The organism is Moraxella sp. ZY210820 (assembly GCF_030674635.1).
GTDB lineage: Bacteria > Pseudomonadota > Gammaproteobacteria > Pseudomonadales > Moraxellaceae > Acinetobacter.
Genome location: NZ_CP089978.1, coordinates 1,277,988 through 1,291,150 on the forward strand (window position 1 = coordinate 1,277,988; position 13,163 = coordinate 1,291,150).

At 33.8% G+C, this 13,163-nt stretch carries 8 protein-coding genes; 3 read left to right on the forward strand and 5 right to left on the reverse strand.

Going from position 1 to position 13,163, the window contains the following annotated elements; genetic code table 11:
* Positions 1–155: 155 nt before the first annotated feature.
* Positions 156–1,379: a pyridoxal phosphate-dependent aminotransferase gene (locus LU301_RS06480; RefSeq protein WP_305268809.1), complete on the forward strand. Its 1,224-nt coding sequence runs from the start codon at positions 156–158 to the stop codon at positions 1,377–1,379.
* A gap of 82 nt (positions 1,380–1,461) precedes the next feature.
* Here the strand turns inward: LU301_RS06480 and LU301_RS06485 are convergent, their stop codons facing one another.
* The 4 genes from LU301_RS06485 to LU301_RS06500 form a co-directional block, all read right to left on the reverse strand.
* Positions 1,462–2,496 (reverse strand): hypothetical protein, encoded by a 1,035-nt coding sequence (locus tag LU301_RS06485; protein ID WP_305268811.1) that lies wholly within the window; start codon positions 2,494–2,496, stop codon positions 1,462–1,464.
* A complete protein-coding gene (locus LU301_RS06490; protein ID WP_305268812.1) occupies positions 2,489–4,198 on the reverse strand; it encodes a hypothetical protein in 1,710 nt (569 codons plus the stop codon). Before LU301_RS06490 ends, LU301_RS06485 begins: the two co-directional genes overlap by 8 nt.
* Entirely contained in the window at positions 4,198–5,352 is a 1,155-nt protein-coding gene (locus tag LU301_RS06495) for a restriction endonuclease (RefSeq protein WP_305268815.1), read from the reverse strand. Before LU301_RS06495 ends, LU301_RS06490 begins: the two co-directional genes overlap by 1 nt.
* A 77-nt stretch (positions 5,353–5,429) precedes the next feature.
* Positions 5,430–8,318 carry a valine--tRNA ligase gene (locus LU301_RS06500; protein WP_305268819.1) on the reverse strand — a complete coding sequence of 963 codons (2,889 nt, stop codon included), beginning with the start codon at positions 8,316–8,318 and terminating at the stop codon, positions 5,430–5,432.
* Positions 8,319–8,636: 318 nt separating this feature from the next.
* Here LU301_RS06500 and LU301_RS06505 point away from each other — a divergent pair, with 318 nt between their 5' ends.
* Positions 8,637–11,204, forward strand: a complete 2,568-nt coding sequence (locus tag LU301_RS06505; protein WP_305268821.1) for a TonB-dependent receptor — start codon at positions 8,637–8,639, stop codon at positions 11,202–11,204.
* A gap of 329 nt (positions 11,205–11,533) precedes the next feature.
* Entirely contained in the window at positions 11,534–12,454 is a 921-nt protein-coding gene (locus tag LU301_RS06510) for a LysR family transcriptional regulator (protein ID WP_305268823.1), read from the forward strand.
* A gap of 58 nt (positions 12,455–12,512) precedes the next feature.
* Here the strand turns inward: LU301_RS06510 and LU301_RS06515 are convergent, their stop codons facing one another.
* A complete protein-coding gene (locus LU301_RS06515) occupies positions 12,513–13,127 on the reverse strand; it encodes a 3'-5' exonuclease (RefSeq protein ID WP_305268825.1) in 615 nt (204 codons plus the stop codon).
* Positions 13,128–13,163: the final 36 nt, after the last annotated feature.

The following is a 13,163-nucleotide window of genomic DNA, read 5'->3' on the forward strand; positions in this document are numbered from 1 at the left end:
ATAGTATCACATCTAGGTCATGATGTGTATTTTTTATATGTAGTTCCACATTTTACCTAAAGTTTGATGGATAATTTAGATATACATCTCATCATAAATTTAAATATGTTATGATATTTGTATCACATTTATAATTGTATTTACAGGAGCTTATTATGCCATCTACACCACGCCAACTTAAAAAATCGTCTAAACTTGAACACGTTTGCTATGATATTCGTGGACCTGTCATGAAAGCTGCAATGGCGATGGAAGAACAAGGACATAAAATTATTAAACTCAATATTGGTAATCCTGCACCCTTTGGTTTTGAAGCACCACAAGAAATTGTTACAGATATGATGTTAAACCTGCCAAATGCTGCAGGTTATACCGATTCTAAAGGTATATTCCCTGCTCGTAAAGCGATTTGTCAATATTATCAACAAAAAGGTATTTTAGATTTACACGTTAATGATGTTTATATCGGTAATGGCGTGTCTGAACTCATCATGATGTCTATGCAAGGATTACTAGACAATGGCGATGAAATGCTTGTGCCAATGCCAGATTATCCGCTATGGACAGCTGCCGTTAATTTATCAGGCGGAACCGCAATTCACTATAAATGTGATGAAGAAAATAACTGGTATCCCGATATTGCAGATATGGAAAGTAAAATCACGGCGAATACTCGTGGTATCGTCATTATCAATCCAAATAACCCAACAGGTGCGGTTTATCCACGTCATATTTTACAACAAATTGTTGATTTAGCTCGTAAATATGATTTAGTATTATTTGCTGATGAAATTTATGACCGTATTATTTATGACGATGCAGAACACATTGCTGTTGCTTCTTTAGCCAAAGATGTATTGTGTATTTCGTTTAATGGACTTTCAAAATCACACCGTATTGCAGGTTATCGTGCAGGTTGGATGGCAATTACGGGTGATAAATCCCGTGCAACGGATTATATCGAAGGTTTAGATATGCTTGCTTCTATGCGTTTGTGTGCCAATCATCCATCACAATATGCAATTCAGACTTCATTAGGTGGTTATCAATCAATTAATGATTTGATTAAACCAAATGGACGTTTATATGAACAGCGTAATATTGCTTGGCAAATGCTGAATGAAATTCCAGGGGTAAGTTGCGTTAAACCTGAAGGGGCGATGTATTGTTTCCCACGCTTAGACCCAAATGTTTATCCAATTGACGATGATGAAAAGCTCATGCTTGACTTTTTACAAGCTGAAAAAGTGCTTTTAGTTCAAGGGACTGGGTTTAACTGGCCAACGCCTGACCATTTTCGTGTAGTGTTTTTACCTGCACCGATTGAATTGCGTGAAGCGTTAAATCGTTTAGGTCGTTTCTTGGCGAAGTTGCGTTAAGAGTTAGATCTTAATTATAAAAATACCCCTAATATTTAGGGGTGTTTTTACTTTCAATTTGTAGGATAATTCTTAATTGCTCTTATCCAACCCAAATAGCTTTCCAACCATTTTCCTGCCTTTTATGGTCATAAGCTTCTATTGCTATACACTCTACTTGATGTACAATATTTGGTTCATATTCCCGAACCAACTCAAGAGAGGTATATACACCACCAACATTTGTCCTCATAATGGCAAATTTGGAATTTTCATAAAATTTTAAAGTTCCACTTAATCTCATTAGTTGAAAAGGTAATTCATCAATATCGATAATCTCATAGTCATCTACATAAAACTTATTATCATTGAAGTATCCGAATGCCTTAATAGGAGTACCAATTGCATACTCTATTATTTTAGGAAAGTCTTTATGAGGTATAGGAAAATTAGATACTTTATTATTGGGAGAATCACAAATAAAGCTCAAACCTCGCTCTTTATTTATATTGCTAATGCAGCCAATTCTTTCGATATATTCTCTCTGTATTTTTATTTTAGCATCCGCTTGTTTTCCAGAGAAGAATTTTGATACATCAACTTTGTCTAAAATAGTAGTATCTTGATTATTATCCACTAAAATTTTATCTTGAACTTCTTGTTTATTTACTTGTATTTCTTTATGGCTATTTTGACCATCTTTAATATTTTGTTTATTCAACTCATTATGATTGAGTTCATAAACAAAATCAAAAAACTCTTTTATATCAAAATAAATAAAATACGCTAATTCTACGCCACCAAGTTTTATGGTGGTGATTTTTCTATTTGTATTTGGGCAAATACCAGTACATAATCTTTCATCTAATGTAACACAAACTTTTTTCTTAAAGGATACACTATTAGACTCTTTAATAATATCTCCTAAAAAATTGAGATAAAATTCAGGAAAAATACTTTCCTTTCTTTTTGATTTGTCAAAGTCTAATAAAGATAAATGCTTTTCAAAAGCAATGATTTCATAATCATTACTTCCAATAATCTTCTGAATAATTGGATGAGCAATATTATCACAAAAATCTTGATAAAGATTACCCTGTAACCCAAATACAAAATTACTTTGAAAAATTTCAGCCATTTAAATATATCTCTTGAATCTTCAGAAAATTCATTTTAACCAGGCTAATGTTACAGTCTAAAACTTTGCCATCAACAACTATATCATCAGCATTTATATCATAAAAAGGAATACCAAATTGGTTATTGATTGGTTTATCAATTATTTGTGATAAACAAAAATCATAAGCCAAAGACTTGATAATACTTGCATTAACTCTATTATCACTTCTATAATCTTTATTCTCAAAAATATTGTGAGAATAATATTTCCAATCAATAATAAATGTGATTTCTTGTTGTTGATTTCCTTTCCATCTACCTAAAACATCTTGATACACTTCATCATATGCATCTTTTGGAATATTCTTTAAACTAAACATATATTTACCATTCGGTATATATTGATAGCCTTTCAATGACCCCTGAATAATGCCTTTTGTACGATAAAGATTGGAAAATTTTTCTACAAATAACTTAAAAATAACTTCTGAAACCTCAAGAATATTTGAATTATTGATTTCTGATGCACTTTTGTTCAAAGAAATATCTACATTTAGGCGATTTGAACCGAAAGAAATCATGGATTTTACGGGCATTCGTTTAATTGATAAGATTTTTCTAGCAATCGCTATATTTAATGGGTTTTCATTAAATTGATTATTCAAAATTAGCTTTGTGATAATATCTGGTCTAATCCAACGTTTTAATCCATTAAAATCAAGATAAAATGGATTATTTGGAATAAGATTTTTGTCAATCCATACATAATCTTTAGTTAAATTTTGCTTATATTGGTTTAATGGTAAGTTGCTATCGCAATATAGAATACGATATTCTTTATTATTGGCAATCATATAGTTACACATTTCTTCCCAAATATAACTAAAATTATTGATCCCCCAAAATCCTTGATTACTATCCTTATCAAATTCTAGGTTACCATATAAGAAATGCTCAACCGCCTCATAAATATCCCAATATTGGTGATTTTTATAGGCAGTCATTTTATGAATATTATCCAAACAATCTTTTAAAATACTGATTGTAGATTCAAAAGAGTGTTCAGAGAATAAGCTTTGTTCTTGGCATAGGTATTTATAAGAAAAATTAAACGCAATTTCTTTAATTTGCTCAGATAATTCTTTCTCCAATTCACTTGCCAACTCTTTATAGATATAGCAAAATAATTCAATCAATTCAGATGGTACACCACGCACAATATTACGATAGCCAACCATTTGATCGACAAATATAGCATTATTATTTAGATAAATCCCTTTATCTAAATAGTTTTCAATTTTTGAATAATCTACATCTTCAACTAAGCCTAATTCTTGGATGAGAGATTCAATTTCTAACTCTTGATAAGTTTGAAAGATTTTATCAATCAAATCAATTTTACTATATAAGATTGTTTCATTACCATCCTCATCGGTGAAAATATATACCCCTTGATTATCCTTAATTTCAGCATTGTCTTTATTATTTGGGCGTTCATCTAGATATTTCTCGCCATTTTTACGAAACTTTTCAAAAGTACGATACATTGCAAAAAATAACTTTTTAACACTTTCATAATCTTCTTTAAAACTATCAAATCCTTTGGGTAAGGTAAATACCATTTTACCCAAATATTTATCTTTACGAATGCCAACAAATGAGCCACGAGAACGCTGTGGCTCATTTGGTTGAACAATGGTTAATTCATTGAAATTAAACATTATCTTTCCTGTATGGCTTTAACAAATTCCTTGACCTTTATGGCAAAATCACCAAAAGTAACCAATTTATTTTTGTTTTGCTCTACATTATCGTTACCGAAAAGGAGTTTTACTAAGGGTATTTTATCTCTATTAAAGACGCTATCCCAAATAAAAAACATCAATTTGCTTTGAATGATAGAATATTCAATTTGATTTTGAGAATTGGCTTTAATAAAATATCTACCAATTTGCTTATCTTCAATACCACGAATATAGTTATGGTTGGATTTGATAAATTGATTTAATTTATCAATGAAATGATAATACTCTTTATTATTAGGGTCATCTTTGTTATTTGAATTGTAGTAAAAAGCATTACCTTGTTCTCTAATTGGATTTGAATTTACATCAATAAATTGCCATTCCCAACGACGTTTAAAAGCGGTATCCATATGATAGATAGAACTATCAGAAGTATTCATTGTAGCGATAATATGTAGGTTGGGTGGGATTTTGATTGTTTTATTGACAACATCAAATCCTTCTCTACATTCTCCTTTTCCAAAAATTTCTTCTAATTCTTCATTAATATCCTCTAAGCTTTGGCTGTTTATATTTAGCAAAGATAGAGTTGCGTGAGTTGTTTCTCCAGTCTTATCATTAGTTGATGTTGTTTCAAAACCAATCATACTAAATAATTTAGCAAACATAACTCCTTGAATGGTAGTATCATAACTAGACCAACCATTATCCTTTCTATCTAATAATTGAAATACTGAACCAAAAATTGCTGATGAATTACCACGATTAATTTCATCAATGATAAGAGTAACATTATTTGGTTGTAGTTCTTTACCATTTTCATCAATCTTTTTCCTAATTTTCCGCTCTTTTTTGTTATACTCGTAAGTTTTTAAAATATTTGCATAAGCCTGTGCCAATGCCTTTAGAAAATGTCCTTCATAAAATCGATACTCAACATTGGATTTTGTGGAAATAGGCAATAATTTCCCCATAAAATCCCCATAAGTGTATTCGGGGTGAAATACCGCTTTAATCACATTTTCAGGATTTGCTTTTTCATCAATTTGTAACTCTTTGGGAATGATTTCTGATTTAATCAAATGACTTTTACCAGTTCCCGGACTGCCAAAAATAATGCGTTGAATCATAACTTTTCCTAATTTTAACAAAATTAACACAAGATAGAATTGGTATAAGCCAATTCTATCTATTGTATCACATTTTTTTACAAACTCTCAATCTCCCTCACACTCTCCTTCACCTTCCCAATTTGCCCTTCTAACTCAGCCAATTTCGATTTTTCACCTTCAACAACCGCAGGCGGTGCTTTGGCGACAAAACTTTCATTGGCAAGTTTATTTGCAATTTGGTCGTATTGTTTGGTAAGTTTTTCTAGTTCTTTATTGAGACGAGCCAATTCCACCGCAGGGTCAATCAAGCCTTTCATCGGCACATAAACGACTGCTTGTCCAATCACGCTAGATGATGATAATGGGGCTTTTTCGTCATTATTTAAGAAAGTTAAACTTTCGACTTTGGCAAGGGCTTTAAATAATGGTTCAATACGTTTAATTTGCTCTTTTTCACTGTCATTGATGTTTTGCAATAACACAGGCAATAATTTGGCATTACCTAAATTCATTTCGCCACGAATATTTCGCACCGCACCAATTAAACCTTGTAGCCAATTCATATCATTTTCGGCTTGCTCGTTAATACGACTTTCATCAGCGATTGGATACTCTGCAAGCATAATGCTTTCACCACCACGACCAATCATTGGAGCGAGTGTTTGCCAAATTTCTTCGGTAATAAATGGCATAATTGGGTGGGTTAAACGTAATGCTACTTCCATCACCGACAATAATACATAACGCACTTGAGCTTTACGTTCATCGCTGATATTTGGGTCATTCAATACAGGCTTGGTTAATTCGACATACCAATCGCAATATTCATTCCAAATAAAATCATAAATCGCCTGACTTGCTAAATCCAAACGATAAGTTTCAAAGGCAAGATTCACAGCAGTTTCTGCTTTTTGCAAACGGCTAATAATCCACTGTTCAGGCAATTCCCAAAGTTCTGGTTTTGCCGTTTGGTGGATTTCTTTACCGTCCACATTCATCAACACAAAACGAGTGGCATTCCAAATTTTATTGCAGAAATTACGATAGCCTTCAACGCGTTTTAAATCAAATTTAATATCACGCCCTGTATTTGCCAACGCACAGAAGGTAAATCGCACCGCATCTGTGCCATAGGCATTGATACCGTTTTCAAATTCTTTGCGCGTGGCTTTTTCAATTTGGCTGGCTTGTTTTGGATTCATTAAACCTGCGGTACGTTTAGCCACCAAGCTTTCTAAATCAATACCATCAATCAAATCTAATGGGTCAAGCACATTGCCCTTAGATTTAGACATTTTTTGTCCTTCGCTATCACGCACTAAACCGTGTACATAAACGGTTTTAAATGGCACTTGTGGCGTACCATCTTGGTTTTTGACAAAGTGCATGGTCATCATAATCATACGGGCAACCCAGAAGAAAATGATGTCAAAGCCAGTTACCAATACACTTGTTGGGTGGAATTTTTGTAAGATTTCATTTTGTAAATCAATTTCTTGATTGCCTGTCCAGCCAAGCGTTGAGAATGTCCATAAGGCTGATGAGAACCAAGTATCTAACACATCTTCATCTTGTTTTAATGCGGTATCGCCCAAATTGTACTTTTGACGAACTTCATCTTCATTGCGTCCCACATAAATATTGCCTGCTTCGTCATACCACGCAGGAATGCGATGACCCCACCATAATTGACGAGAAATACACCAATCTTGAATATCACGCATCCACGCCATATACATATTGGTATATTGTTCTGGCACAAATTTAATACGTCCGTCTTGTACCGCTTCAATGGCAGGTTTGGCTAATACTGCTGCTCTGACATACCATTGGTCAGTTAAGAATGGCTCAACAATCATACCAGAGCGGTCGCCACGAGGGGCTTTTAAAGTATAAGGCTCAATTTTTTCTAACCAACCTTCACTTTCAGCTTGTGCCACCAATTTTTTACGTGCTTCAAAACGCTCTAATCCTGCATAATCGCTTGGTGCAGTAATACGTTCACTAACCGCTTCATCTGATTTCTTGATGAAATCAAATTCTGCTAAAATTTCAGCATTGATATTAAAAATATTGATAAGCGGTAGATTGTGGCGTTTACCGACTTCATAATCATTAAAATCGTGGGCAGGGGTGATTTTTACACAGCCAGTACCAAATTCTTTTTCCACATAATCATCAGCGACAATTGGCACTTCACGCCCTGTAATTGGTAGCACAATGGTTTTACCAATTAAATGTCTGTAACGCTCATCTTCAGGGTGAACTGCTACCGCCGTATCACCAAGTAAAGTCTCAGGACGTGTGGTTGCCACAACTAAATAGTCTTTACCATCAGCAGTTTTTAATGATTTATCGGCAAAGAAATATTTAAAATGCCATAATGAGCCTTGTTCTTCGTTATTTTCTACTTCAAGGTCAGATAAAGCTGTGTGTAATTTTGGATCCCAGTTTACAAGGCGTTTACCACGATAAATCAAGCCTTCTTCATGCAAACGCACAAACACTTCTTTGACCACATCGGACAAATCATCGTCCATCGTAAAGCGTTCACGAGACCAGTCCACGCTTGAACCTAAACGGCGGATTTGACTGGTAATCGTACCACCAGATTGAGCTTTCCATTCCCATACTTTTTCTAAGAATTTTTCACGACCTAAATCATGGCGAGTAATGTTTTGTAAGCCAAGCTGGCGTTCTACCACCATTTGTGTGGCGATACCTGCATGGTCAGTGCCAGGTTGCCATAAAGTATTAAAGCCTTTCATACGATGATAACGGGTCAAGGAATCCATGATGGTATTGTTAAAACCATGTCCCATGTGTAATGAACCCGTTACATTTGGTGGTGGCAGAGCGATAGAAAAGGATTTGTCTTTGTCTAAAGTCGGCTTAAAATAGCCGTGTTGTTCCCAACGCTCATAAGTGCCTGATTCGATTTGTACAGGGTCATAAGTCGGGGAAAGGCGGTCTAAAATACTCATATAAATATTCCAATAAATTTTTGTAAAAATTCTCTCTATTTTAACATAAGAATAGGTAATAGTGTGGGGGAATTTTGAGAGATACAAACCAATCTCATAAAATATGATAAGATATTGATTTTTAATGGATTATTGTTTTTAATATGTCAAAATATATCAATAAAATCAATAAGTTAAATCACTCATGCAATTACTCTATTGATGGATATAAATGATTTGATTTAACCACATTTCTTAAAATCACATAATTATTTTCTTGAATTATTAAATGCAATATTATAACATATCTATTTTATAATTTGTAAAAGAGAGTTAAGTATGCGTTACACAAATTTATTGTTGTGTATTTTATTAGCGATTAATGTTCCTGTTTATGCACAAGAAGTTGAGCCTGTTCAACAACTTGAAACAATTGAAATCTATGCTCAAGAACAAAAAATCAATGGCTTAGCTTTTGATGAAAGTAAAAAAGCGAGTGATGTTATCATTAAGCGTGAAAAATTACAGGGTAAATCTGCAACATTGGGCAATGCATTAGCGGGTGAACGAGGTATCCATAGCAATCCTTTTGGTGGTGGTGCTTCAGCACCTGTGATTCGTGGTCAAGAAGGTGTGCGTGTAAAAGTCCTACAAAACGGAACTGATGTGGTCGATATGTCTAATATTTCGCCAGACCATGCTGTTGCGGTGGATACATTGCTTGCTAGTCAAGTTGAATTAGTGCGTGGGTCTGCAACTTTAATGTATGCAACAGCTTCTCCTGCAGGGGTTGTTAATGTTGTGGATAATCGCATTCCTGCTTCCATTCCAGAAAAGGGTTATGAAGGAGAAATTTTTAGCCGTTACAATACTTCAAGTAATGAAAAGCTACTTACCGCAGGAACAACAGTTGGTTTAGGAAAACATCTAGCCTTGCGTATGGAAGGCTTACTACGCCGTGCAGATAATTATACAGTACCAAATCTAGTCATTAATACTGGCGAAGACCCTGTAAAACGTTTACCTGATTCTTATAATAACTCTAATGTAGGCACTTTAGGTTTATCATGGGTGGGGTCTCAAGGTTATCTAGGAGTAGCGGTAAGTGAACGCCAAGATAAATATGGCTTAGTTGGTCATAATCATATGTTTGATTATTGTGCACCTCATCTATTTAATTCAGAATATCCAAGTTATTTAAATGCTTATCCCCATTTAATGGATAGTCATCATATCTCAAAAAGACTACATGATATGCATTGCGGTAATAATCATGCCGATAATCCCGAACATAACCATGACAATATCTACGGACATCACCATGAACATGGAGACAAAGGTCCATGGGTAGATTTAAAATCAAGACGTTATGATTTACGTGGAGAATGGCTAAACCCAATCATAGGTATTGATAAATTACGCTTAAGTACAACTTATAGTAAATATCATCATGATGAACGTGGAGATGGTAAGACCTATTTAAGTCAGTATGAAAAAGAACAAATTGCTCGTGGTTATATTTCTAGCAATGTCAAAAAGAAACTCGGTCAAGCCGAATTTATGAAAAACAACCCTGAGTCAGTTTATGACAATAAGGGATTGAATATGCGTTTAGAACTCCAGCATCAACCATTAGGCGATATTAATCATTATGGTGAATTAAAGGGACATTGGGGGATTCAATATCAAACTCAAACTAGTTCAGTCAAACGCCCTTATATTGTAGTGAATGACAGTGTTACTTATGGTGAACGACAACCAACAGGGCGTTTGCCTTTAGTTGATAATAAGCTAAAACAATTTAGTATTTTTGGTTTAGAACAATATAGACTGAAAAATTTTACTTTTGAATTAGCTGCTCGTGCTGAAAAACAACAGATTCCAATTAAATACGATATGCAATATCTCGCTGATGTAATGCAGCACAGTAAGGATAAATTGCCCGCTTTAGATACTTATAAAGAAAATGCTTTTTCTTATGCAGGTACAGTATTATGGGATTTTAAGCCTGATTATCGTTTATCATTTACAGCTTCACATAATGAACGTTTACCAACACCAATGGAATTGTATTACCATGGCAAGCATTTAGCAACCAATTCTTTTCAATATGGTAATCGCCATTTAGATAAAGAGCAATCAAATAATTTTGAATTAGGTTTAATGTACAACGGTCATCAATGGGATTATAAATTCAGTACCTATTATAATCGTTTCAAAAATTATATCCATAACCAAAATCTATATCGTGAAGGTAATTTATTTCAACGCCGTTATACCCAATCGAGAGCCAATATTTACGGTATTGAAGGTGAAGTGAGTTATCGTTTTGTACCAGAACAGCAAATTACTGTATATGGTGATTATGTTGTAGGTAAGTTATCCAAATTACCCAAAATTTATGGCGATTTAATTTATAGTGATGGCTATGATTGTATCAGTACCGATGAATATGGCGATTATGAAGATATTTGTTATGATGTAATTGGTGTTGAAACGATTAGCCCACCCAATCGCTATGCTCCACGAATGCCACCTGCTCGACTTGGTTTAGAACTTAAAAGTACATGGAATGATGCTTGGACAACATATTTAGATATTATGCATGTATTTGAACAAAAACGTACTTCAACTTCAATTTGGGTCAAAGAGAAATCTGATGATGACAAAACCAAAAAAAGTGGTGCAAAATTAAATACCTACCCTATCCCTGAAGATCGTACCAAAGGCTATACCATGCTTAATTTAGGTGTAGATTATAAACGTCAATGGGGTGGATTAGATTATCGTATTTCATTTAATGCTAATAACTTATTGAATGAAAAAGTATATATTCATAATTCATACTTACCTTATGTACCACAAATGGGACGTAATTTTAGTTTAGGGTTAAATGTAAAATTTTAATCTTATTGAACGTGAGTTTAGCTTAAATTAAATTTTATAACTCATTGAAATATAAGATTAAATAGGGTTGATTAGCAATTAAAGCTACGCACGATGTACTATTTTGATAAAAACTTGTATAAAAGTGCGTCTTACGAAACAATGTTTCTCAACCCTACTCTCCATCGATTGAGTCCATCTTTTCTTTAATATCAAATCGTTATATTGAAAAATACTCCGAATTCATCTCACTATACCTTCAAATCAGCGTATTGATTATGATATTTTTATTAATAAATTTCACTTTTAATATGATATAATGAATGAAATTCACTATAATGAGATGAATGATGCTTGAATTACGCCATCTTAAAACATTAGTTGCATTACGTGAACATGGTTCATTGGTTGCGGCGGCTGATGATTTATGTTTAACACCATCAGCAATTTCTCATCAACTCAAAGAATTAGACCATTGGTTTGGAGTAGAAATCGTTAATCGCCGAAGTCGTCCAGTACAATTCTCTCATGTAGGCGAACGTTTATTAAAATTAGCTGATGATGTTTTACCACAAATACAATTAGCACAAAGTGATATTGCACGTTTATTGCATGGACAAACAGGTCGGATTATTTTTTCATCAGAATGTCATAGCTGTTTTGATTGGTTAATGCCATTATTAAATCAATATCGCCAACAATATCCTGATGTTGATTTAGATTTTACCTCGGGATTTGAGTCTAATCCACATGAATTATTACAACAAGGCGAATTTGATTTACTCATTACTGCCGACCCAATTAGCTTATCTAATATTGAATATTTTCCAATTTTTGAATATGAAAGTCGCTTAGTTTTAGCCAACACACATCATTTGACCAAAAAAAATGATATTCAAGTACATGATTTAGCTGAAGAAATGCTCATCACCTATCCTGTTGATAAACATCGTTTAGATATTATGGCTAAATTATTTATTCCCGCCAATATGCAACCTAAACAAATTCGTACCACAGATTTTACCCCAATGTTAATTCAACTGGTTGCGAGTGGTCGTGGTATTACCGCCCTACCTGACTGGGTGGTATATGAATATGAACAAAAAGGATGGGTTACTTCTAAGCGTTTGCATTGTGTCAGTCAGACAGGATTACGCCGTACACTTTATGCAGGTTATCGTATGAATGATAAAGAAAAAAATTATTTTGTTGGATTTTTAAAACAGTTAGAAAAGTTTTCTAAAAATCGTGAAAATTATTATACAGAGTAGTGTTGTGCTACCCTCATATGTTTGTATTTCCCCTGAATATTATCATATTAGGGGAATATTATCTAAACCCTCTTTGCAATGCCAAATACATCATTGCCACGTTAATTGAATCATTCAACGCATCATGTCGTGGTAAATCGGGGATTCCTAGATTTTTAAACATACTTGCCATACGCAAATCCACCACCATATCATAACGATTTCGCTCAATTTCACGGCGATAATATAAACTCGACACTTCAATTTGCTGTTGCGGTAGGCGAATACCGAGCATTGGTTTTAAAAATTTATTTACCATTGCCACATCATATTCCAAATAATAACCAACCAACGGACGACCGCCAACAAAGGTCAAAAATTGTTTTAATGCCTCTTCAATTGGTAAACCATCTCGTAAATCTTTAGGGCGTAAACCATGAATCGTTACATTGGTTGCCTCCATCATACCTTCAGGTTTCACCAATACATAAAATGATTCATTGGTTAAAATCTGATTATCACGAATTTTTACTGCACCAATGGAAATAATTTCCGCCTCTTTCACATCTAAACTGGTGGTTTCACAATCAAAACTGACCAATTCATTTGGATGTTCATCATATAAATAAGCATATTGTTCATCTTTTAATTTTTTGCGTTCATAATGACGGACTATTTTTTGCCATAAAGACATCTTAATTTCACCATTAAAAAATCATCATCAATTTAT